This window comes from Gudongella ferriphila (assembly GCF_046224405.1).
In the GTDB taxonomy this organism is placed as follows: Bacteria; Bacillota; Clostridia; order Tissierellales; family Tissierellaceae; genus Gudongella.
In genome coordinates, this window is record NZ_JBJXRK010000006.1 from 82,838 (window position 1) to 107,436 (window position 24,599).

Genomic DNA, 24,599 nt, shown 5'->3' on the forward strand with positions numbered 1-24,599 from the left:
TATGATGTCTGAAAACAATGTAAAAGCCATGATTGGCAAGGTATTCAACGACATTGCCGACGCCATGGAAACCGGCCAGTTTGGACAAAGAGTTAGAGTGGGAATCACTACTCTTGGAAGTGAACTGGGCGTAGATAACATGGTAAAGGGTGCAGAGCTTGCCCAAAAGAGGGACAGTTCAGTAGAGGTGGTTCTTATTGGACCAAAGGTTGAATCTGACCTTACCCAGGTAGTCGTAGATACAGAAGAGGAAGGCTACAAGAAGATGGAGGAAATGCTTGACAAGGGCGAGCTTGGTGGATGTGTAACTCTTCACTACAGCTTCCCAATAGGCGTTTCCACAGTAGGTAGGGTAGTAACTCCTGGCAGAGGAAAGGAAATGTTTGTTGCAACTACGACTGGTACTTCATCTTCACACAGAGTTGAAGCGATGGTGAAGAACGGAGTGTATGGTATTATTTCTGCCAAGGCAATGGGAGTTAAGAATCCAACACTTGGAATCCTTAATGTGGATGGGGCACGACAGGTTGAAAGAGCATTCAAGGAGCTTATTGCAAATGGCTATGACCTAAACTTCACTGAATCAGCAAGGGCTGACGGAGGAGCTGTAATGAGAGGGAATGACCTTCTTGCAGGAACACCAGATGTAATGGTTACCGATACTCTTACAGGAAATATTCTCATGAAGATATTTTCATCTTTCACTACAGGTGGAAGCTACGAATCACAGGGCTTTGGCTATGGTCCTGGAATCGGAGAAGGATATGGAAGGCTGGTATTGATCCTATCAAGAGCTTCAGGATCTCCTGTAGTGGCTAATGCTATCAGTTATGCCGCTGATCTCGTAAAGGGAGATGTACACGGTGTTGCTAAGCAGGAATTTGAGGCAGTAAACAAGGCTGGATTCAAGGAAGTCCTTGCATCACTGACTAAGGAAACTAAAAAGGAAACCAGCGATGAGAAGGTAGTGGCACCTGAAAAGGAACCAGTTACTGGCACAATCGATGGAATCGATATAATGGAGCTTGACGATGCAGTTGAAGTTCTTTGGAAGAACAAGATATATGCTGAGTCAGGAATGGGCTGTACCGGACCGATTGTTATGGTCAATGAGACCAAGTTAAATGAGGCTTTGGTGGTATTGGCCCAGGCTGGCTATGAAGTTGGAGAGGCAGACCCCTGTTAGTAAAAAAACCCCCGGAAATTAATTTCCGGGGGTTTTAAATAACACAAAAAGAACCGGAACCTCTGTGTTTTTTGTAGTGGATACAAAAGTAGGCTGTGAATTGTTAAAGGTAGATAATTCTGATATAATCATAATTAGATAAAAGGAGGTGGGACATTTGAGGTTGAATTATGACCTGACACTTGAACAAAGCCAGAAGCTCATTATGACACCTGAACTGCGACAGGCCATACAACTGCTGCAATATACAAGTCTTGAACTGAATAGCTATTTAAAAAGGGAAATGGAGGAAAATCCTCTTCTTGAACTTGAAGGACCTTCTGATGATGCTCACAGCATGGAAACAGTCAAGGAAGAAAAGGATATAGACTGGAAGGAATTTCTTGAAAGCTATGATGATATAAGCTACAGGTCAGAGGTCGATAGAAACCGTAAGGAGTATTCCTTTGAAAACTTCGTGTCCTATACACCTTCATTAAAGGATTATCTTATAGAACAGCTTAATATGATAAGTCTAGATGCTGCGGAATATCGGATTGCAGACTATATTATCCAAAACATCAATTCCAATGGCTACTTGGATTCAACCACTTCCGAAATCTCCTCACAGTTACGTGTTTCTGAAGAGGAAGTGGAGGCTGTCTTAACCGTAATACAATCCTTTGAACCTTATGGTGTTGGTGCCAGAAGTCTAAAGGAATGTCTGCTCATACAGGTGAAGGATGAAAAGGATTTCCTTCTAAAGAGAGTTATAAACGACCATCTCGAGGATATAGCCTCAAATAAAATAGCTTTGATTGCCAAGGAGTTGGATATAACAATTCAGAAGGCACAGGAGTATGTTGATTTCATAAAGTGTCTGGAACCAAAGCCAGGAAGAACCTTTAGGGGTGATGGGGATGATACCAGATACATTACCCCGGATGCATCCATAGAGGAAATAGATGGAGAGTTTGTTATATTCATAAATGATGTGACCGGTCCCAGATTGAATATTAACCAGTACTATAAAAGTCTTTTAAAGGATGGGGGAGATGTGGAGACAACGGAGTTCCTCCAAGAGAAGCTCAACTCTGCAATGTGGTTGATCAAAAGCATTGAACAAAGAAGACAGACACTTTACAAGGTTGTGGAATCCATATTGAAATATCAGAAGGAGTTTCTTATTCACGGTGAAAAAAGACTGGTGCCTTTGACATTGAAGGATGTTGCTGAAGATATTGAAATGCATGAATCTACTATCTCAAGAGCAACAAGCGGCAAATATGTTCAGACTCCAAGGGGTGTATTTGAGCTTAAATACTTTTTTACAACTGGATTGTCAGGAAAATCTGGAGAAGTTTCAGCAACCAGTGTGAAATCAATAATAAAGGGTATAATAGATGGTGAGGACCAAAAGAAACCACTTAGTGACCAGGTTATTTCAAATTTGCTTAAGGAAAGAGGCATGGAGGTTTCCAGGAGAACTGTGGCAAAGTACAGGGATGAGCTAAAGATTCCATCATCATCCCGAAGAAGAAGGTTTTAAATATCAGAGATGGCTTGAAAAATGGCTGTCTCTGGTATATAATGACATTAAGGATATTTTTTTACCCTATGTGGGACAAATAAGAACAATAGGGACAAAATATGTCCAACGGAGGTGGTACTATAGATCTTCTAAAACTTATTGGAAGACTCTCACCTGAGTGCTTTCAGTCAATCGAAAGGAGATACTCAATTTTAAGGGCGGTTGAATTCAGACAGCCAGTTGGAAGAAGAGCACTTTCTGTGGAATTAGGATTGAAGGAGAGGACAGTCAGGTCAGAGGTTGACAAACTCAAGGAGCTTAAGTTGTTAAACGCCGACAATATGGGTATGTATGTTACAGATGACGGCAAAGAGCTTCTTGAACAGCTAAGTGATATTTACCAGAGCATAAGGGGTATACCTGATTTGAAGAAGAGGCTTCAGGAAGTTTTGGGAATTGATAGCATAATAATAGTCCCTGGAGATTCCCAGTCCAATGACCTCGTACTTCAGGAAATGGGTAGAAGCGCCTCAAGGTATCTGGTGGAAATCATGAACGAGTGCGATGTTGTTGGTGTGACAGGTGGCAGCACAATGGCCGCGGTATCTGATCAGGTTACATCTGAAAAAAAATTCCCCAAGGTTACGGTAGTACCGGCAAGGGGAGGACTTGGCAAGGAACTGATGGCCCAATCAAATTCAGTTGCAGCAAAGATCGGAAAAAATCTCGGGGCGATGTACAGACTGCTATACATTCCCGATAGCTTGGAAAAGGAAGCTCTTCAGGTAATTCAATCAAATGATGAAATACGTCAGTCGCTTCAGCTTATTGAAAAAATGAGGATCCTGATTTTCGGCATAGGAAGAGCTGACATATTGGCAAAAAGAAGAAATTTATCATCAGACAGGATCAATCACCTTATGGAAAATGGAGCTGTTGCGGAGGCATTTGGGCACTACTTTGACATTAGGGGCAACGACATTTGGGAATACAAGACTGTGGGATTGTCTCTTGAGACTTACAAAGAGATTCCGCAGGTTATTGGAGTGGCTGGTGGAGCCGACAAGGCTGAGGCTATTATTGCTATAGCATCGATCAGGAAGGACATAACCCTGATTATTGATGAGGAAGTAGGAAATAAAATAATTAAAATATTAAATTAAATAAGGAGGAATTTTAATGGCACTTAAAGTAGGTTTAAGCGGATTTGGAAGAATAGGTAGAGATGTATTCAGGATATGGGCAGAGAACAATGTTGAGGAGTTTGACATTGTGGCCATCAACGCATCAGGTAAAATAGAGGATCTGGCGCATCTTCTCAAGTATGACAGCATTTATGGAAAATTCAACGGGACAATTGAGACCTATGAAGAGGGATTTGTTGTAAACGGCAAGAAGATTCCGGTAATTGCTTTCAGAGACCCATCTGAACTTCCCTGGAAGGAAATGGGAGTAGATATTGCAATAGATTCTACAGGAGCATTCAGAGATAGAGAGGGACTTCAAAAGCATCTAGATGCAGGAGCAAAAAAAGTTATCGTAACAGCACCTGCCAAGGGAGAGGACATAACAATAGTTCTTGGAGTAAATGAAGATAAATATGATCCAGAGAATCACAATATAATTTCCAATGCATCATGTACGACAAACTGTCTTGCACCTGTCGCAAAGGTCATTCTGGATAAGCTTGGAATCAAAAAAGGTCTCATGACTACAGTTCACGCCTACACAAATGACCAGATGATCCATGATAAGAGACACAAGGATATGAGAAGAGCTAGAGCTGCAGCAGAGAATATCATACCCACAACTACTGGAGCAGCCAAGGCAGTTGCACTTGTATTACCTGAGTTGAAGGGTAAGATGAATGGATTTTCAGTTAGGGTACCAGTTCCAACGGTATCTCTGGTTGACACAGTATTTGAGGTGAACGAGCCCACAACAGTGGAAGAGGTTAACAGACTGTTGAAGGAAGCTAGTGAAGGCGAAATGAAGGGTATAATGGGCTTTTCAGAAGAGCCTTTGGTATCAAGAGACTTTTTAGGTGACGAAAGATCATCAATAGTTGACGCCGACTCCACAATGGTAATAGACAATATGGTTAAGGTAGTGTCATGGTATGACAACGAGTGGGGTTACTCCAGCAGAGTTGTAGACCTGGCAAGACTTGTAGCTAAAAAATGGTAGTAACTATGTCGGGTCTTTTGACCCGACATATCAATTAAAAAAACAATAAGAAAAGAAGGTGGATTGCTTGCTGAATAAAAAGACCTTGAAGGATATGGATGTAAAGGGAAAAAAGGTTCTCGTAAGGGTTGATTACAATGTTCCAATGAATTCTGAAGGTGTAATAACAGATGACATAAGGATCCGTAGCTCACTTCCAACGGTTGAGTACCTGCTTGAAAATGGTGCAGCTGTCATACTGATGTCGCATCTTGGAAGGCCTAAGGGAGAGCCAAAGGAAGAGTTTTCAATGCTTCCGGTGGCAAACAAACTGTCACAGCTACTGAAGAAGGAAGTTGTGTTTGCAGATGATGACAGGGTGGTTTCAGACAAGGTAAGAGAAATGGCAAAAGGGTTAAATCCTGGAGATGTCATGCTTCTACAGAATACCAGATTCAGGAAAGAGGAGGAGAAAAACGAGGATAGCTTTGCCAAGGAGCTTGCCTCTCTTGCAGATCTATATGTAAATGATGCTTTTGGGACATCTCACAGAGCCCATGCATCAAATGTAGGTGTTTCAAAATACCTACCATCGGCATTGGGTTATCTTGTGGAAAAGGAAGTTTCAATTATGGGCAAGGCCTTGGAAGATCCTGAGAGACCATTCGTTGCAATACTGGGTGGAGCCAAGGTTTCAGACAAGATTGGCGTAATCGAAAACCTCCTATCCAAAGTTAACGCAATTATCATAGGTGGAGGTATGGCTTTCACATTTCTGAGGGCAAAGGGCTATGAAGTGGGAACTTCCCTTCTAGAGGAGGATAAGGTTCAACTGGCAAAGCAACTTATGGAAAAGGCAAAGGCAAACGGAGTCGCGATGGTACTCCCTGTGGATGTTGTTGTTGCAGGGGAGTTCAAGAATGACACCAGCTTTAGAACGGTTCTTGCAGATGGAATCCCATCAGACATGATGGGTCTTGACATAGGAAGTGAGTCAATTGAACTGTTTGAAAGTGTAATAAAGGAAGCCAAGACAGTTGTGTGGAACGGTCCAATGGGAGTCTTTGAGATGGATAATTTCAATAAGGGAACCTACGCTGTCGCAAAGGCCTTGGTCCAATCAGGTGCTGTAACAATAGTTGGAGGCGGCGACTCAGCTTCAGCTGTTGAAAAGGCAGGTTTGGCAGACAAGATTACGCATGTTTCAACAGGTGGGGGAGCATCTCTGGAATTACTTGAAGGCAAGGTATTACCGGGTATAGATGCAATTAGCGAATAAGGAGGCAGTCTTTTGAGAAAGCCAATAATAGCTGGAAACTGGAAAATGAACAAGACAATATCCGAGGCGGCACAGCTTATCGGAGATATAAAAAGAGAAACCTTGAACCAATCCGTGGAAGCGGTACTTTGTGTGCCTTACCTTTCAATTGGAAAAGCAAAGGAAATGACTGAGGGGTCTGGAATTAAGATTGGTGCACAGAATATGCATTGGGAGGAGAATGGAGCCTTTACAGGGGAAATTTCGCCAATCATGCTAAATGAACTAAAGGTGGATTACGTGATACTCGGACATTCTGAAAGAAGACAGTATTTCAATGAAACAGATGAAACTGTTAACAAAAAGGTTCATTCAGCAATAGCACATGGAATTGCCCCAATTGTCTGTGTTGGTGAGACACTTGAGCAACGCAGGGACAATCGACACAAGGAAATTGTCAGGGATCAGGTAAAGGGAGCATTCCTGGATATTGATAAGAACGATGCCAAAAAGACGGTAATCGCATATGAGCCTATATGGGCAATAGGTACCGGGGAAACGGCTTCAAGCGAGCAGGCTGAGGAGATGTGTGCTCTTGTAAGGAACACAATAGAAGAAATCTATGATGCTGAAACGGCAGAATCAATCAGAATACAATATGGTGGAAGTGTTAAGCCTGGAAATGTATCAGAGCTTATGTCCATGGACAATATAGACGGGGCACTGGTAGGCGGAGCAAGCTTAAAGTCCTCGGATTTCGTAAAGCTAATTAACTATTGATCGGAGGAAACAAATGTCAAAAACACCAGTAATGTTAATGGTACTGGATGGGTTCGGCCTGGGAGAGGAATATCCTGGCAATGCGGTTGCACTAGCCAATAAACCAAACTTTGACCGTATAATATCCAAGTATCCAAATACAACCTTGAAGGCAAGCGGCTTGGATGTGGGTTTGCCTGAAGGACAGATGGGTAACTCAGAGGTAGGTCATCTAAATATAGGTGCCGGTAGGATTGTATATCAGGAGTTAACCAGAATCACAAAGGAAATAAAGGAGGGTGGCTTTTTTAGAAAACAGGAATTCCTTGATGCCATTGAAAATGCGAAGGCAAAAAAATCATCCATTCATCTAATGGGATTGCTTTCGGATGGTGGTGTTCACAGCCACAACACTCACCTTTATGCTCTTCTAGAGCTTATGAAGAAGCACAGTATGGATAATGTGTTCATCCATGTCATACTTGATGGAAGGGATGTACCTCCAACTGTTGGAAGCCAACACGTAAAGGAGCTGCAGGAAAAAATAGATGAAATTGGTGTGGGCAGGATAGCGACTGTTGCAGGAAGATACTACACCATGGACAGGGACAAGAGGTGGGAGAGAACCCAGCTTGGCTATGATGCAATGGTGCTTGGAGAAGGAGAAAGGGCCGAGGACCCTGTGGTGGCAGTGGAAGAATCATATAAAAAGGACATAAACGATGAGTTTATGCTTCCAACTGTAATTGAAGAGGATGGAAAGCCTATTGCAACAATTGATGATGGTGATTCCCTGATATTCTTCAATTTCAGACCGGACAGGGCCAGACAGATAACAAGAGCAATCGTGGATGATGAATTCGATGGTTTCGAGAGAAAGAAAAAGGTAAACACCTACTATGTGACCATGACAGAGTACGACAAAACCATAAGGAATGTTCATGTTGCATATACAAATGAAGGCCTTGAAAACACTCTTGGAGAATACGTTAGCAAGAAGGGGAAGACTCAACTCAGGATTGCTGAGACCGAAAAGTATGCGCATGTAACCTTCTTCTTCAATGGAGGAAGAGAGGAGCCCTTTGAGGGCGAGGACAGGGTTCTGGTACCATCTCCAAAGGTTGCAACCTATGATCTGCAGCCTGAAATGAGTGCATACCAGGTAAAGGATGAGGTTCTCGAGAAAGTCAGATCAGGTAAGTATGACCTTATTATTCTCAACTTTGCAAATCCTGACATGGTTGGCCATACAGGAGTAATTCCAGCTGCTGTGAAGGCTGTTGAAACCGTGGATGAATGCATGGGAGAAATAGTTCAGCTTATGGAGGAAATCGGTGGAAAGATTTTAGTAACCGCTGACCATGGAAATGCCGAGTCAATGCTTGACAAGGAGTCAGGGGGAACCGTGACAGCCCACACAAGCAACAGGGTTCCCCTGATACTTGTAGGTGAAACTGAAGTCACCCTTAGAGAAGGAATACTGTCTGACTTGGCACCAACGATTCTTGAACTGATGAACCTTGAAAAGCCTCAGGTAATGACTGGATCATCCCTAATCGAAAAATAAAAAGAATGGAGTGATATGAATGAGTTTAATAACTGATATTTATGCAAGAGAGGTACTTGATTCAAGAGGTAACCCAACAGTTGAGGTGGAAGTTTGGACTGAACTTGAAGCATTTGGAAGAGCAATTGTGCCATCAGGAGCTTCAACAGGGATATACGAAGCGGTTGAGTTGAGGGACATGGATAAATCAAGATATCTAGGAAAAGGTGTAATTAAGGCAGTTGAGAATGTAAACGACATCATTGCTGACGAAATAATAGGCATGGAGGTATTTGACCAGGTAATGATAGATAAGGTGCTCATTGAAATTGATGGGACAGAAAACAAGGGGAAACTGGGAGCCAATGCCATACTAGCAGTATCCATGGCAGTGGCAAGAGCTGCTGCTAATGAGTTGGGAATGCCACTGTACCAGTATATTGGGGGAGTAAACGGTAAGACCCTTCCTGTTCCAATGATGAATATCCTAAACGGAGGAGAGCACGCTGACAACAATGTTGATGTCCAGGAATTCATGGTAATGCCAATAGGGGCTGAAAGCTTCAAGGAAGGCCTTAGAATGGGAACTGAAATTTTCCACAATCTGAAAGCTGTACTAAAGGCAAAGGGAATGAGTACTTCAGTTGGAGACGAGGGTGGCTTTGCACCAAACCTTTCGAGCAATGAGGAAGCTCTGATCACGATTATGGAAGCAATTGAAAAGGCAGGATATAAGCCTGGTGAAGATATTGTGCTTGCATTGGACGTAGCAGCCAGTGGAATGTATGATGAAGAGAAGAAGACCTACAACCTTAAGGGTGAGGGAAGAGAGATGACCGTTGAGGAAATGGTTGACTACTATGGTGAGCTTTGCGACAAGTACCCAATAATCTCAATAGAGGATGGACTTGGTGAAGATGATTGGGATGGTTGGAAGCTGATGACTGAGAAGCTTGGGAAGAAAATTCAGATTGTAGGTGACGACCTGTTTGTAACCAACACCGAAAGGCTTCAAAGAGGAATTGACATGGGAGTTGCAAACTCAATACTAATCAAACTTAATCAGATAGGTACTATCACAGAGACTCTGGATGCTATAGAGCTGGCTAAGACCAATGGGTATACTGCAGTAATTTCCCACAGATCCGGCGAAACAGAGGATTCAACAATAGCTGACCTAGCTGTGGCTACAAATGCAGGGCAGATCAAGACAGGAGCACCTTCAAGGACTGACAGGGTTGCGAAATACAATCAGCTAGTTAGAATTGAGGATGGACTTGGTGAGATGTCAGAGTACAAGGGACTGAAATCCCTATATAACCTTAAGAAGTAGATAGTTGACAACAAGAGGATAAGAGAGTAAAATAAAACGCATATGCAAATAATTTGCATTTGCGTTTTATTTTTTTGCCTTTGGGTAATATACAAAGGTAAAGTTGAATCATATGATTATATTTGTTGAGATTTGGAGGTTAATCATGAAAAGAAAAGGAATATTGTTTTTAATAATGCTTATGATATTTGCAGTTGCAGTATCAGGCTGCACAGAGGAAGTCGAAACACAGGCCCCAACCTATGAAGCTGAAGGCGACGACATATCAAATGAAGAGGAAGCCCAGGAGAAGATATCAGTGGTTGCCACTCTGTTTCCGCAATATGATTTTGCAAGGAGAATAGGTGGAGGAAATGTGGAAGTAAGATACCTATTGCCAACCGGAACAGAAGCCCACTCCTACGAGCCTACTCCCCAGGATATGGTATCGCTTCTAACTGCAGATGTTTTTTTGTACACAGGTGATTTCATGGAACCCTGGACCAAGAATATAGTGGAAAACCTCAAGGAGGAGGATGTGCTGGTTATTGACCTGAGCCAGGGAATTCCACTTTTGACAGCTGATGATCACGACCACGATGATGACCATGATGATGACCATGGGGATGAAGCCGTTGATCCACATTACTGGACTGATCCAAATATGGCTATTATCATGGTTAAAACAATAGGAGGTGCCTTGTCCCAAGCAGACCCTGACAATGCTGAACAATACAAGAATGAGGAAGCTGCCTTGATTGAAGATCTTATGACCCTTGACAGTGATATAAGAGAGGCATTGTCAAGGACCAAATCAAAAACAATCCTTTCGGGAGGTCACTTTGCATTCGGTTACTTTGCCAGACAATACGGCCTTGAGCACATGTCCCCATATGCTGGCTTTTCTCCAAATGCTGAACCTACCCCCCAGAGAATAACAGCCTTGATCCAGACCATTGAGGAAACTGGAGCAAATGCAATTTACCACGAGGAACTAATAGATCCAAAGGTTGCACAGGTAATTGTGGATGAAACAGGTGTAAAACTGATGCTTCTCCATGGAGCACATAACATATCCAAGGAGGAGCTGGACTCGGGTAAAACCTATATAGAGATAATGTATGATAATCTAGAGAATCTGAAAGAGGGATTGGGATATGAGTAGCAGGTTAATAGAAGTAGAGAATCTTTCCGTATACTACGGTCAGCAGCAGGTTCTGAAGGATGTATCCTTTGTCATAGAGCAGGGGGACTATGTGGGACTTGTTGGAGCAAACGGTTCAGGGAAGACAACCCTTGTAAAGTCGATGCTTGGCTTGGTACCAATCTCCAAGGGAAGCATCACCTACCATGGATCAGGAGGAGTTCACAAAGGTGTAGGCTACCTGCCTCAGGTTGCAGTAACTGGGAACACCTTATTTCCAGGAGAGGTTCACGAAATCGTTGCGGTTGGTCTATTGGGGAAGAAGAAATTCCCCAAAAGGATAACCTCAGGGGATAACCGAAGAATAGACGAGATTCTGAAAAGGCTTGATATATATCATCTAAAGCACAACAAAATAGGGGACCTTTCTGGAGGCCAGCAGCAGAGGGTGCTGCTTGCAAGAGCAATGGTAAGCAGTCCAAGACTCCTGATTCTCGATGAGCCTACAAGTGCACTGGATCCCAAGGTACGAACGGAATTCTTCAGCTTGATCAAGAAGATAAATAAGGAGGAGGGAACAAGCATAATACTTGTTTCCCATGATTTAAGCAGCATAAAGAAATGCTCATCAAAAATCATGCTATTGGATAGGGAGCTTTTGTATTTTGGAGCAACAGAGGATTTTAACATGAACGTAAATTTCGTAGAGGGAATTCATGACCATGGAAGGGTGGTGAGCTGATGGAGATAGTTGAACTCATAAGAGAGGCAATGGGTCTTGCCTTTATGCAAAGAGCCATGATTGTTGGAACTGCAATTGCACTAAGCAGTGCACTCCTTGGAATCTTCCTGGTCTTGAAGAAGTACTCCATGATTGGAGATGGACTGGCTCATGTAAGTTTTGCTACTGTTGCGATAGCACTTCTTTTGGGTGCTTCACCACTTCTGGTTTCAATTCCAATTGTTACAGTAGCTTCAATATTCATAATGCAACTCAATGAAAAGGCAGGGATTCATGGAGATGCCGCAATAGGTCTTGTATCTTCATTTTCAGTAGCTTTGGGTGTGTTGATATCAAGCGTGGCAGGTGGATTCAATGTGGATCTGTTCAGCTATTTATTTGGTAGCATACTTGCAATCAAGCAGATGGACATGTATCTATCAATCGTACTGGCTGGACTGATAGTATCACTGATAATACTTTTTTACCACGACCTTTTCGCAGTTACACATGACGAGGCTTTCGCCAGTGTAATTGGGATAGGAACAAAACGGATGAACTATCTGATAGCTACACTGACCTCCATAACAATAGTTTTGGGAATAAGGGTTGTTGGTACAATGCTGATTTCCAGCATGATTGTATTCCCAACAGTAACAGCGCTTCAAATATCAAGGAGCTTTAAGTCCACCATAATTATTTCGGCAATAGTCTCGATTATTGCTGTAATGACAGGTGTGATAGGCTCGTATGTGTTCAATTTGCCATCGGGTGCCAGCATAGTAATGGTCAATGCATTTCTATTCCTGCTCTTCCTGGGCATGAAGAGATTTATAAGGATATGACCGTGGGAGGTGTAGAGCATGAGCAGTAAAAAAACAAGGGAATTGTTCAAGTCAAGAGGTATAAAGAACACTCAGCAAAGACATTTGATCTATGAGTTCCTGAGTCGCAAGAAGCAACCCATAACTGCGGAAGAAATCTACATGATGCTTTCTAAAAAGGAAAAGACCAGGATGAACCTGTCCACCGTATACAGAATTCTTGATACCTTCACAAAAAAGGGATTGGTTCAAAAATCTGGCATTAACATAGAGGGGAAATCCACTTATGAGATCAATCATATGGACCATAGGCATCATCTTGTCTGCGTTAAGTGCAATAAAATTGTACCTATCAAGGGTTGTCCCCTGGAAGGATATGAAAGCTACCTGGCGGAGACAACAGATTTTGAGATTCTTGAGCACCACTTGGAAATAAAGGGAATATGCCCTGATTGCCAGGATGTGACAAACAGAAAAGATAAGTAAGTATAGCTTAAATTACATTGCTTTTAAATTTTGCCTATGTTAAAATGGTAATGTTATAGACTTGAATATTAAATATTTTTTTATGTACGGGAGGTGTAGTTATGACGACTTTATTCTCAGTTTTAATGTTGATTTCCAGCGGTACCCTCATAGGAAGTATTCTTATGCAGGAAAGTAAATCTGAAGGTTTGGGAGCCATTGGCGGTGGTACTGATTCCATGTTTGGCAAAAGTGTGGGAACAAGCCGACAGGCAATGCTTAGGAAGGTAACAATTGTGTCAGCAGTGGTATTTATGATTTCAGCTGTTGCGTTGGCAGCGGTATAATAAGGAGGAAGGTAAAATGAGTTTTGCTTTATATGCCGCTCCAATTGTGGGAGTGGTTGCTTTGTTGTTTGCATTCTACAAAGCATCATCAATCAATAAGGTTAGTCCTGGAAATGACAGGATGAAGGAAATCGCAGCGTATATTCAGGAAGGTGCAATGGCATTCTTGTCAAGACAGTACAAATCCCTGGGTATTTTTGTTGCCGTACTATTCGTAATACTTGCAGTGGTAATTGGAATGACAACTGCAATTACATTCCTATTTGGAGCACTTTTCTCAATAATGGCTGGTTTCTTCGGTATGAGAGTTGCTACAAAGGCGAATGTAAGAACAGCAAATGCAGCAATGGAAAGCGGTATGACAAAGGCACTGAATGTTGCATTCTCAGGTGGAGCAGTAATGGGAATGAGCGTTGTAGGTCTTGGTCTTCTGGGAATAGGCGTATCTTATATAGTTTTTAGAGACCCTGCAATAATAACCGGATTCGGACTTGGAGCATCATCAATAGCCCTGTTTGCCAGAGTAGGTGGAGGTATTTACACTAAAGCCGCTGACGTTGGAGCTGACCTTGTAGGTAAGGTTGAAGCTGGAATACCTGAGGACGATCCAAGAAACCCTGCAGTAATCGCAGATAATGTTGGAGACAACGTAGGCGATGTTGCTGGAATGGGTGCAGACCTTTTTGAATCATATGTCGGAGCTATCGTATCAGCAGTAACCTTGGGACTTATTGCCTATGGAGATAATGGAGTCTTCTTTGCATTCGGTCTTGCAGCAGTTGGAATTCTTGCTTCAATAGTTGGAGTTTTCTTTGTCAGAGGAGATGGAGATCCTCAAAAATCACTAGACAAGGGAACACTTGTCAGTTCATTGTTGACAATGATAGTTGGAGCTTTACTTAGCATTATGATTTTAGGATCATTCCAACCGTTTGTAGCAATAATAGCAGGTCTTGTTGTTGGACTTACTATTGCCAAGATTACAGAGTACTTTACATCAGCTGAGTATAATCCTGTAAAAAGGATTGCCAAGGAATCAGAGACTGGAGCGTCAACAAACATCATCGGTGGATTATCAGTAGGAATGATGTCTACAGCACTGCCGATAATTGTAATAGCTATAGGTATCCTGGTTGCATATTTTGTTTCAGGTGGAGCTGCAGAGCCTGCTAAAGGACTTTACGGAATTGCGCTTGCTGCGGTAGGAATGCTTTCAACTGCAGGTATGACCATAGCCGTGGATGCATACGGACCCATAGCAGACAATGCAGGTGGAATTGCAGAGATGTGCAAGCTACCTGAAGATGTTAGAAAAATAACCGACAAGCTTGACTCAGTTGGTAATACAACAGCTGCAATCGGAAAGGGATTTGCAATCGGATCAGCGGCACTTACAGCACTGGCCCTATTCTCATCCTACACACAGGCAGTTCAACTGACCGCAATTGACCTTACAAAGCCAGCTGTTATAGCAGGTCTTCTAATAGGAGGAATGCTTCCATTCCTATTTGCAGCCCTTACAATGGACGCTGTTGGAAAAGCTGCGTTCAGCATGATTGAGGAAGTAAGAAGACAGTTCAAGGAAATCCCTGGAATCATGGAAGGGACTACAACTCCTGAGTATGCAACCTGTGTTGACATCAGCACAAAGGCAGCACTTAAGGAAATGATAATACCAGGATTGCTGGCTGTTGCAGTACCTGTATTCATTGGACTGCTACTGGGAGCGGAAGCTCTTGGTGGACTTCTAGCAGGAGCACTTGTAACAGGAGTATTGATGGCAATCTTCATGTCAAATGCTGGAGGAGCATGGGACAATGCCAAGAAGTACATTGAAGAAGGACATCACGGTGGAAAAGGTAGCGAGGCCCACAAGGCTGCAGTAACTGGAGACACAGTAGGTGACCCATTCAAGGATACATCAGGCCCTTCATTGAATATCCTGATAAAGCTTATGACAATCGTATCACTTGTATTTGCACAGATGTTTGTACTATACGGTGGAATATTGTTCTAGATAAAGAGCCCTCCCTATGGAGGGTTTTTTCTTGTGTATTACACTGTATAAATTTCTGTGAATATGATATAATTCTATGTTGTGACACAGTTGAGAAGAAGGATGGAGAGAATGGAAAACTATGTTGAAATAGATGGCCTAAAAATCAACTACATAAAGACGGGCTCAGGAGAACCAGTCCTAGTGCTTCATGGCTGGGGGGCCAGCATAGAAACAGTAATGCCAATTGTGAATACCCTGAAGAAGGACCACACCATATTTGCTCTTGACCTACCAGGCTTTGGAAAATCCCAGATGCCGGAGGAGGTATTCGGATCCTTCTGCTATGCGGATATAGTGAAGGAGTTTATGGATAGACTAATTCCAGGGAAACTATCACTGGTGGGGCATTCCTTCGGTGGCAAGCTATCAATAATTTTGTCATCCAAGTATCCAGACCGAATCAACAGGGTTGTGCTGATTGACAGTGCAGGTCTTATACCAAAAAGGACCTTGAAGTACCACCTTAAGGTAAAAGCATTTAAGCTTCTAAAAAAACTGTATACAACCTTTGTATTTTGGGAAAACAAGGAAAAGAGGTTGGAGAAGCTCTACAAGAAATTCGGTTCTGACGACTACCAGAACAGCTCAGGTGTAATGAGAAAGATATTGGTAAGGGTTGTAAATGAGAATCTAAAGCCAATTCTAAAGGACATAAAGGCACCGACCCTACTGATCTGGGGTGATCAGGATGATTCAACTCCCCTATACATGGGACATATAATGGAAAAGGAGATCAATGATAGCGGTCTTGTGGTCTTTGAAGGAGCGGGGCACTATTCATACCTGGATGACTACAATAAGTTTACCAGAGTGATGGAAGCCTTTTTCAAATCAGAAGCCCAATAATCATTTGGCAAACAAATTTGGAGGAAAATGATGAGTTTAATTATAATTTCAATATTTATACTGGTTGCAACTATTTCAGTGCAGCTTATGAGCAAGAGGACAAAGGATTCGCTTCATATGGTACAGCTTGAAGGCTATTTGGCGGACCACTATCTGAAGTGGCTTTCGATGAACAAGAAAAAGGCATACAGCCTTTCAGGAAATGAAGCTCCCATAAAGAAACCATTGGTTATGACGCAAAGGGCAACCAGGCTATTTAGAGCTAATTTCATCATATCTGCGGTATTTGTTGCACTGCCGTCAATTCTTGTATATTCGGTTACAAGTAATCTGATTATGGGAGTTGGACTTCTTGTTGTGGCAATGGCAGCCGTATATTACTACCAACCTTTAGTAATGGTCCTTTCCACAATGGTAATGAAGCCTATTGAGGACAATATCAACATGGGGTATTACAGGGCCGCCCAGAACAAGGTGAAGTCAAGAGAAAACCTAGAGGTGGTTGGCGTAACTGGAAGCTTCGGGAAAACAAGCACCAAGTTCATTGTGGGGACTATTCTTTCACAGAGGTTCAATGTCCTAAACACACCTGAATCATACAACACACCTATGGGACTATCGAAAGTAATAAACAACGATCTCTCAGATGAGCATGAAGTTTTCGTTGCGGAAATGGGAGCCAAGAAAATAGGTGAAATCAGGGAGGTTGCACAACTTGCGCAGCCTAGGATTGGAATATTGACATCAATCGGTCCAGTCCACATGGATACCTACAAGAACATTGACAACATAATGAAAACAAAATACGAGCTTATTGAAGCTCTTCCAACTGATGGAATAGCTGTTTTCAACTATGACAATGAATATGTTAAGAAGCTTGCGGATAAAACATTCAAGGAAAAGATGCTCTATGGACTTGAGAATGTAGAGGAGCTTGACATTTATGCAGAGGATATAGTTGTAAATGAGAAGGGCTCTGAATTTACCCTTAGGGATAAGGAAGGAAACAGCGTCAGATGCAAGACAAGGCTTTTAGGTAAGCATAACATCTATAACCTCCTTGCGGGTGCATGTGCCTCAAAAATTCTTGGTCTTTCCTTTGAGGAGATAAGTATGGGAATTGAAAAGATTGAGCCTGTTGAACACAGATTGAACCTGATTGAATCGGCGAACGGCGTCATAATAATAGATGATGCATTCAACTCAAATCCAGTGGGTACAAAAGCTGCACTTGAAGTGCTTTCTCAGTTCAGGGAGGGCAGAAAAATCATAGTAACTCCTGGAATGATTGAGCTGGGTGAAATGGAGGAGTCGGCAAATCGTGAATTTGGGGTAAATATTGGTAAGGTGTGTGATTATGTCATTCTGGTAGGCGAACAGAGAACTAAACCTATTTATGAGGGACTAATGGAAACATCCTTTAATCCATCCAATATTTTCGTAGTGAATAATCTTCAGGAGGCTACCGAGGAGATAGGTAAGATAACCAAGCCAAAGGACGTAGTGTTGTTTGAGAATGATCTACCGGACAATTACAGCGAATAGCAAGAGGAGGTCTGACAATGAAAAAAGTAGGAGTGCTTTTTGGAGGCAGGAGTGTTGAACACGAAGTATCTGTAATAACGGCAATGCAGATTATTGAGAATATGGACAGAAGTAAATACGAGCCAGTCGCAATCTATGTCACCAAAGAAGGCAAATGGTTAACAGGAAAATCATTGTTAAATTTTGAGAGCTTCAAAAACAATGATTTTAAGGATGCTAAGCGAATTATGATCTCACCAAATCATAACGACGGGAACCTTTATGCTCACCCTGAGGAGACCGGGTTGTTTGGTAAGAAGATCGTGGAAACCATTGACATATTCTTTCCTGCATTTCATGGAACCAACGGTGAGGATGGATCAGCTCAAGGTCTGTTGGAATTTGTAAACAAACCCTATGTTGGAGCAGGACTTCTCGCATCGTCAGTAGGTATGGATAAAATTGTGATGAAGGATGTATACAAGGCAAATGGCATTCCTGTAGTGGACTATATGTGGTTTTACAGAACCCAGTGGGAAGCTGACAAGGCTGGTTCCATTGCTGAGGTTGAATCAAGACTTGGTTACCCAGTTTTCGTTAAGCCTTCAAATCTTGGTTCAAGTATAGGAATTTCCAAAGCAAAGAACAAGGAAATGCTCCAGGTTGCCTTGGAGATAGCAGCAAGCTATGACAGAAAGATAATTGTGGAAAAGGCAGTAGAGGAACCTAGGGAAATCAACTGCGCAGTGATGGGCTACAATCACGAGGTTGAGGTATCTGAATGCGAAGAGCCACTGGGCTGGAATGAAATACTTTCATTTGATGACAAGTATGTAAGGAAGGATTCCAAAACATCAGATTCTGCCAACAAGAATAGGGCAATACCAGCAAATATTGAAGAAAATACTAGGCTTGAAATAGAGAAACTTGCCAAGGAAGCCTTTACCGTAATAGACGGAAGAGGGAATGCCAGAATAGATTTCCTTATAGACAAAAGTGGAAAGGTTTTTGTAAATGAGATTAATACCCTTCCCGGTTCGATTGCATTCTACCTTTGGGAAGGAAAGGGTTATGACTTCAAGGCTCTTGTTAACAAGATGATCGAAATTTCCTTGATAACACACAAGGAAAAGAACTCCAACATGTATGTTTATGAGTCAAACCTATTTAAAAGAACCCAATTTGGCGCGAAAACAGGTAAAATGTAAGATATTTTATATATCTTACATTTTTTTAACAGAAAGGGTAAATACTAAGTATTGAAAGAAGGGGGATTTACAATGGCTATAAGGGAAGAAATAATAAAGCTTATGGAGGGAAAGAAATATAAGCCGTTACTCAAGGAGGAACTGGCTGCAAGATTTAATATCGGAAAGGGGGAGCAGAAGGAATTCTTTAAGGTGTTGGACGGAATGGAGAAGGAAGGGGTACTCCTAAAGGCCAGGAATGACAGATACGGTCTGATAAATCCTGAGTTTCTTGTAATAGGAAGACTTGAAGGAAATGAAAAGGGCTTTGGTTTTGTAATATCAAAGGACAGACCTGGAGAGGATATCTTTATTCCTGCAGATTCCATGAACACTGCAATGCACGGAGACAAGGTAATTGCAAACCTGATAAAGGGCAGACAGGCTGGCAGAAAGCAGGAAGGCGAGATAATTCGGGTGCTTGAAAGAGCAAATGAATCGGTGATAGGGACGTATGAAGACAGTGGAAACTTTGGATTCGTAATACCTGATAACCATAAGATTGCATATGATATATTCATTCCTAAAGGAAAAACAATGGAGGCTAAAGACGGTCAGAAGGTTGTGGTAGGAATCGAAAAATGGCCAGAATTCAGAAGGAATCCTGAAGGTTCCATTATAGAGGTACTTGGATTTCTAACAGACAAGGGCACTGATATCCTATCCATAATAAGGCAGTTCAAGCTACCAGAGGAGTTTACCGAAGAGGTTAGAGCTGAGGCAATTAAAATACCGTCAACCATTGATGAAAATGAAATTAAGAATAGAAAGGACTTAAGGGATTTAAAGACCTTTACCATAGATGGAGCAGATGCAAAGGATCTGGACGATGCAATATCAATAGAAAAGCTTGATAATGATAAGTATAGGCTAGGTGTTCACATAGCAGATGTGTCCCATTATGTAAGACCAGGGAGCCAGCTTGATAGAGAAGCCTTGAACAGAGGGAATTCGGTGTATCTTCTGGACAGAGTAATACCTATGCTCCCACACGAGCTGAGCAACGGAATATGCTCCTTGAATCCCAATGTTGACAGGCTTACAATGTCGGTGTTCATGGACATAGACAAGAATGGAAAGGTTGTCTATCATGAAATCCATGAATCTGTAATCAACAGTAAGGCCAGACTAGTATATGATGATGTATCAGATCTTATTGAAGGAACTGATGAAAAGGCTGCAGAGAAGCTCTCCCTTGTGGCTGAAGAGCTTTTCATCATGAAGGAATTGATGGATATTCTAAGGAAGCACAGGGATAAAAGAGGAAGCATAGACTTCGATTTTCCGGAGAGCTATATAGAGCTTGATGAAAACGGCAAGCCAGTTGATGTAAGGAAGCTGGAAAGAAGGGTTGCAAACAGGCTAATAGAGGAATTTATGCTCGTTACCAATGAAACGGTTGCTGAACGTTTCTTCTGGGAGGAAATACCCTTCCTCTACAGAATCCATGAAGAACCAAACAGTGAAAGGGTTGAGGATTTTCAAAAATTCATCCATAACTTTGGCTATTCAATAAAGGGAAAGGAGCTGCATCCAAAGGATTTCCAGATTTTGACCCAGGAAATTAAGGGAAAGAGAGAGGAGCCCGTAATTTCCACGTTGCTTCTTAGAACCATGCAAAAGGCCGTTTACAGTGCAGACCCAGGCATTCACTTTGGATTGGCTGCCCAATACTATTCACACTTCACTTCGCCAATCAGAAGATATCCTGACCTGGAGATTCACAGGATAATTAAGGATTCAATCCATGGGAGAATGAACCAGAAGAAGATGGACATGCTGGATGGATTGCTACCCGAGATAGCAGAACACACCTCAATGACCGAGAGAAGGGCTGAGGAGGCCGAGAGGGAGGTTGACGACCTTAAGAAGGCCCAATATATGGCTGAAAGAATTGGAGAGGAATACGAGGGCCTGGTGTCCTCAGTTACCAGCTTTGGTTTGTTCGTTCAGCTTGAAAATACAATTGAGGGGCTTGTCCACTTCAGCAACATGGTTGATGATTTCTACTTCTTTGATGAGGACAACTATATGATAGTCGGAGAAAGGACAAAAACCACATACAGACTGGGGGATCCCGTCAAGGTAAAAGTAATTGGAGCTGATGTTGGTAAGAAAAACATAGATTTTCAGCTTATAAATGAGGAAGTTGACACAGATGAGTAATTCTGCTACACTGGAAAACGACAAACGATAAGGGATGGAATTATATGAAGAAAACAGGCACAAAATTGATTGCTTCAAATAAAAAGGCCAGGCATGAGTTCTTTATTGAAGAAACCTTTGAGGCCGGAATTGTCCTTACTGGAACTGAAGTGAAGTCCATAAGACAGGGGAAGGTCAACATCAAGGAATCCTATGCCTCTATAGAGAATGGAGAGGTTTATATTACCGGCATGCACATCAGCCCCTATGAGCAGGGGAACATATACAATGTTGATCCGGTAAGAAAAAGGAAGCTTCTTTTACACAGGCGAGAAATAAGAAAGCTCATCGGTGAAACCCAGCAAAAGGGTTTCACCCTTGTGCCTCTTTCAATCTACCTGAAGGATGGTCTTGTTAAGATTGAGATTGCACTTGCAAAGGGTAAGAAACTTTACGACAAAAGACAGACCATGGCAAAGAAGGATGCTGAACGGAGGATACAGCAGCACTCCAGTGAAAAATACCAGTAGGGATTAGATTGACATAAAGTCGAACATATGTTATAATTCTTATGTAATAACCAATGGGGGCGAATTTGGTCTCGACGGGGATACGGAATCAGGAGTAGCGAGCCGTTGTCGCCAAGCAACGTTAAAAGTGGCAAACTAAATTAAACGCAAACGATAATTACGCACTAGCAGCCTAATAAGGCCGCTCGATTTAACCGGGAGTCCCACGACCTGGATTGAATCGTCATTTTAGTGGGGAACCGAGTCCGGTAAAGCTTTGAGCCGGAAACGGAACTGATGAAGCTACCGAAGCTCATATCCAGTCAGCAGGAGATGAGTCGGGGGAATCCCAAATTGTTGGCTGCGCTCGGAGAAGCTCTTGTGGAAGGATTTTCGGACGTGAGTTCGACTCTCACCGCCTCCACCATTAAAACACTCAAATATTGATACAAAATAGACCCACTGATTTCAGTGGGTTTAAGTTTTTTGTATGCAGAAATAGGGGACGGTTCCAATAATAACCAAATAATACCATATAACCTTTTAGGTCAGTTCAAGTTAAGCGCCATTAGAAGTTTGCATGTGTTGGATGGTTTTCATTACATAATTTGACCTCTTGGCATAAGTTTGGAGCTAAAATTTTGGGGTACTGTATAAATACATAATATAATTAATCATCAGTGTACTTATCCTAATAAGTTTTTGGGAAGAAGTCGAAAAATCATATCTTTCAGATGGAGAGGAGATGTTTTCAATGTCTAGCCTTAGGGAAAGTATTTTTATTAATGCTCCTTTGGGAAAAGTGGCTGGATATGGTATGGATCCAAAAGAATGGGCTCATTGGTATGCTCATTTATCAGAACCGATTAAACTCACTGGTGATGGTGAGGCTGGTACTGTAGGTGAATTTAAGTATACAATTCTTGGTGTACACTTACCGATGACTGTTGAAGTGAAAGAATGTAGTCATGGTTCGGATAAACATGTTTGGAAAGGAACATTTGAGGGACCGTTATCTGGTACACAAACATTCACTTATTTGGATAAAGATGGTGGAACTGAAGTTGTCGCTGACATTGAATATGACATGCCTGAAAATATAATCGGTAAGGTAGCTAATTTATTGGTTGTTGAGAAAATTCAGGAGAACGCGACTATAGCAACTTTGAAGAACCTTAAAGCTATATGTGAAAGTATGTAATTTGATTAGTTGTGTTGGAACTGGTTAGAGGAATAAATGATTTGAATGATTTCTATGCCAAAGAAACATTGGGATAATATGTTGTACAAATTTGTAGCATGAGTCTAGTTTTTTGGTATTTGATTCTTAGGAATTTAAGCTTACAATATCAGAAATATTAGATTCGTGCTATTTTTTATTTCAAGCAATTAGGCTATGGCTTGGATTGAGAATTAATGACTTGCTTTGGAATACGGTTAAAAATATTTTTTTGATTGACTTTCTATAAATAATATCTGTGATTATCTGGAAAACCAGTCTTATTGGAAAATGTTAGATAAGTTGGGAGAAACAAGAACTTTAAGGATGTGAAAAAATGAGTATTTACGGACAAGTGGCTATCGCATTTGTTTCTTTGGCTTTGTTCGGCCGCATCGCAGAAAAAACTGAAAGTTTTTATCCACCCTTTTATATTCTTGCGGGTATTTTAATGGGTCCTCCGATATTAAACATAGTTGTTGATCATGAGGTAATAGGACTTTTCTCGGAGATAGGGGTGGTGTTTTTACTCTTTTATTTAGGCTTTGAATTTTCTTTGCAAACCTTGTTGGAAAGAAAAAAAACACTCATAATTGCAGGAATGATTGATTTTTTCTTTAATTTCTCAATCGGATTTTTATTAGGTCAACTAATAGGATTAGATATTTTTTACAGTTTTGTTATTGCAGGGATCATATATATGAGTAGTTCGGGAATCATAACTAAAACCTTAATTCAGTTGAATTCTGTAAAGGATCCGGAAGGGGAACTGGTTATGGGGATTATGATTTTTGAAGACTTGGTGATGGTTATTTATCTTGTCTTGATATCCGCAATGGCTAACCAAGCAAATGGATTTAATATGATTAGCCTTGGTATTGATTTGGGGATGGCCATAATATTTTGTGTATTACTGGTATTTATCGGTGTTAAGTTTCATACTCAAATTGATTGGTTTATACATAGTACATCCAAGGAAATTATGCTTCTTAATTTTTTAGGACTTGTATTTGCTGTAACTTATATTGGCATACAACTTGGAGTATCAGAAGCACTTGGCGCATTTTTCCTTGGGGTTGCGGTATCTCAAGGAAAGAGCAGAGAGAAGGTTGAGCGTACGGCTCTGAAATTTAGAGATATTTTTGGGAGTATATTCTTTTTTTATTTCGGTATGCAGCTAAATCTTCAAGGTTTAGGAAATTATGTAGGATGGGTGACTATAGCAATAATTTTTGCTTCGTTGGGAAAATTGCTTGGAGGACAGTTGATTAGAAAAGCTTTGGGATGTTCTAAGAACAAAGGAGTATTCATCGGCTTAGTGACAGTATCTAGAGGAGAGTTCTCCTTGTTAATTTCAGGGATTGTGGGAAGTCAGGTATTTCCATTTCAGTCCTTTTCTGTCATTCTTATCCTAGGTACAGCTTTTATTAGTACTATTGGCTTTCGTGTATTGGAATATTTGTGTACTCGCAATAAAATGTGCTTACTCGAAAAAAAACCTATGGATTAAAACTTGTTATTATAAGGATACAGCATGAAAACTATACAAAATGAATAATTAGAGGCTATATACAAAAATCAACATTATGAGGTTTGAAGGGAGTGTTAGCATGAGTATAAAGAAATACCTAATAGTGGCTATTATTGTTGCAACTATAATTGCAGCATACAGCAGTGAACAAGTACTTCCGTCACAGGAAGAAAGATTGAATTGCTCACCTGCATTTCCAGAGAATCCAGTAAAGCAAACTCTGATTGAAAACCCCGGTCAGATAATTATAAAGTAAAAGAATAAAAAAATGGGTGAAAAAA

The 24,599-nt window shown here is 41.4% G+C and carries 22 protein-coding genes and 1 other RNA gene; all 23 read left to right on the forward strand.

The window, feature by feature from the left end; translation table 11 throughout:
* Window positions 1–4 precede the first annotated feature (4 nt).
* The gene (gene grdD / locus ACKVDP_RS05910) at window positions 5–1,186 is read left to right on the forward strand and encodes a glycine/sarcosine/betaine reductase complex component C subunit alpha (protein WP_409227889.1); all 1,182 of its coding nucleotides are present in this window, start codon (window positions 5–7) and stop codon (window positions 1,184–1,186) included.
* A gap of 148 nt (window positions 1,187–1,334) precedes the next feature.
* On the forward strand, window positions 1,335–2,714 hold the full coding sequence (gene rpoN / locus ACKVDP_RS05915; protein ID WP_409227890.1) for an RNA polymerase factor sigma-54: 1,380 nt from the start codon (window positions 1,335–1,337) through the stop codon (window positions 2,712–2,714).
* A 101-nt stretch (window positions 2,715–2,815) separates the two neighbouring features.
* Complete coding sequence (locus tag ACKVDP_RS05920) at window positions 2,816–3,859, forward strand: sugar-binding transcriptional regulator (RefSeq protein ID WP_409227891.1); 1,044 nt, start codon at window positions 2,816–2,818, stop codon at window positions 3,857–3,859.
* A gap of 16 nt (window positions 3,860–3,875) precedes the next feature.
* Window positions 3,876–4,883 carry a type I glyceraldehyde-3-phosphate dehydrogenase gene (gene gap, locus ACKVDP_RS05925; protein WP_409227892.1) on the forward strand — a complete coding sequence of 336 codons (1,008 nt, stop codon included), beginning with the start codon at window positions 3,876–3,878 and terminating at the stop codon, window positions 4,881–4,883.
* A gap of 70 nt (window positions 4,884–4,953) precedes the next feature.
* Window positions 4,954–6,141: a phosphoglycerate kinase gene (locus tag ACKVDP_RS05930; RefSeq protein WP_409227910.1), complete on the forward strand. Its 1,188-nt coding sequence runs from the start codon at window positions 4,954–4,956 to the stop codon at window positions 6,139–6,141.
* A gap of 12 nt (window positions 6,142–6,153) precedes the next feature.
* Window positions 6,154–6,900, forward strand: a complete 747-nt coding sequence (gene tpiA, locus ACKVDP_RS05935) for a triose-phosphate isomerase (protein ID WP_409227893.1) — start codon at window positions 6,154–6,156, stop codon at window positions 6,898–6,900.
* Between the two features lie 13 nt (window positions 6,901–6,913).
* Window positions 6,914–8,446: a 2,3-bisphosphoglycerate-independent phosphoglycerate mutase gene (gpmI, locus tag ACKVDP_RS05940; protein WP_409227894.1), complete on the forward strand. Its 1,533-nt coding sequence runs from the start codon at window positions 6,914–6,916 to the stop codon at window positions 8,444–8,446.
* Window positions 8,447–8,465: 19 nt separating this feature from the next.
* Window positions 8,466–9,758: a phosphopyruvate hydratase gene (eno, locus tag ACKVDP_RS05945; RefSeq protein ID WP_409227895.1), complete on the forward strand. Its 1,293-nt coding sequence runs from the start codon at window positions 8,466–8,468 to the stop codon at window positions 9,756–9,758.
* Window positions 9,759–9,903: 145 nt separating this feature from the next.
* Window positions 9,904–10,902 (forward strand): metal ABC transporter solute-binding protein, Zn/Mn family, encoded by a 999-nt coding sequence (locus ACKVDP_RS05950; protein WP_409227896.1) that lies wholly within the window; start codon window positions 9,904–9,906, stop codon window positions 10,900–10,902.
* Complete coding sequence (locus ACKVDP_RS05955; protein ID WP_409227897.1) at window positions 10,895–11,623, forward strand: metal ABC transporter ATP-binding protein; 729 nt, start codon at window positions 10,895–10,897, stop codon at window positions 11,621–11,623. The genes ACKVDP_RS05950 and ACKVDP_RS05955 overlap by 8 nt, the downstream gene beginning before the upstream one ends.
* Entirely contained in the window at window positions 11,623–12,447 is an 825-nt protein-coding gene (locus ACKVDP_RS05960; protein ID WP_409227898.1) for a metal ABC transporter permease, read from the forward strand. Before ACKVDP_RS05955 ends, ACKVDP_RS05960 begins: the two co-directional genes overlap by 1 nt.
* 18 nt (window positions 12,448–12,465) lie before the next feature.
* The gene (locus ACKVDP_RS05965) at window positions 12,466–12,912 is read left to right on the forward strand and encodes a Fur family transcriptional regulator (protein ID WP_409227899.1); all 447 of its coding nucleotides are present in this window, start codon (window positions 12,466–12,468) and stop codon (window positions 12,910–12,912) included.
* A 101-nt stretch (window positions 12,913–13,013) separates the two neighbouring features.
* Complete coding sequence (gene secG / locus ACKVDP_RS05970) at window positions 13,014–13,238, forward strand: preprotein translocase subunit SecG (protein WP_409227900.1); 225 nt, start codon at window positions 13,014–13,016, stop codon at window positions 13,236–13,238.
* Window positions 13,239–13,254: 16 nt separating this feature from the next.
* Window positions 13,255–15,255 carry a sodium-translocating pyrophosphatase gene (locus ACKVDP_RS05975; RefSeq protein ID WP_409227901.1) on the forward strand — a complete coding sequence of 667 codons (2,001 nt, stop codon included), beginning with the start codon at window positions 13,255–13,257 and terminating at the stop codon, window positions 15,253–15,255.
* Window positions 15,256–15,366: 111 nt separating this feature from the next.
* Window positions 15,367–16,143, forward strand: coding sequence for an alpha/beta fold hydrolase (locus ACKVDP_RS05980; protein ID WP_409227902.1), 777 nt, complete (start codon window positions 15,367–15,369; stop codon window positions 16,141–16,143).
* A 30-nt stretch (window positions 16,144–16,173) separates the two neighbouring features.
* Window positions 16,174–17,688 carry a UDP-N-acetylmuramoyl-tripeptide--D-alanyl-D-alanine ligase gene (locus ACKVDP_RS05985; RefSeq protein WP_409227903.1) on the forward strand — a complete coding sequence of 505 codons (1,515 nt, stop codon included), beginning with the start codon at window positions 16,174–16,176 and terminating at the stop codon, window positions 17,686–17,688.
* Between the two features lie 17 nt (window positions 17,689–17,705).
* Window positions 17,706–18,875 (forward strand): D-alanine--D-alanine ligase family protein, encoded by a 1,170-nt coding sequence (locus ACKVDP_RS05990; protein WP_409227904.1) that lies wholly within the window; start codon window positions 17,706–17,708, stop codon window positions 18,873–18,875.
* Between the two features lie 72 nt (window positions 18,876–18,947).
* A complete protein-coding gene (rnr, locus tag ACKVDP_RS05995; RefSeq protein WP_409227905.1) occupies window positions 18,948–21,080 on the forward strand; it encodes a ribonuclease R in 2,133 nt (710 codons plus the stop codon).
* Between the two features lie 44 nt (window positions 21,081–21,124).
* On the forward strand, window positions 21,125–21,589 hold the full coding sequence (gene smpB / locus ACKVDP_RS06000; protein WP_409227906.1) for an SsrA-binding protein SmpB: 465 nt from the start codon (window positions 21,125–21,127) through the stop codon (window positions 21,587–21,589).
* A 55-nt stretch (window positions 21,590–21,644) separates the two neighbouring features.
* Window positions 21,645–21,995: a transfer-messenger RNA gene (gene ssrA, locus ACKVDP_RS06005) on the forward strand.
* Window positions 21,996–22,322: 327 nt separating this feature from the next.
* Window positions 22,323–22,769, forward strand: coding sequence for an SRPBCC family protein (locus tag ACKVDP_RS06010; protein WP_409227907.1), 447 nt, complete (start codon window positions 22,323–22,325; stop codon window positions 22,767–22,769).
* Window positions 22,770–23,124: 355 nt separating this feature from the next.
* Complete coding sequence (locus tag ACKVDP_RS06015; RefSeq protein ID WP_409227908.1) at window positions 23,125–24,297, forward strand: cation:proton antiporter; 1,173 nt, start codon at window positions 23,125–23,127, stop codon at window positions 24,295–24,297.
* 100 nt (window positions 24,298–24,397) lie between these two features.
* Entirely contained in the window at window positions 24,398–24,574 is a 177-nt protein-coding gene (locus ACKVDP_RS06020) for a hypothetical protein (protein ID WP_409227909.1), read from the forward strand.
* Window positions 24,575–24,599 lie beyond the last annotated feature (25 nt).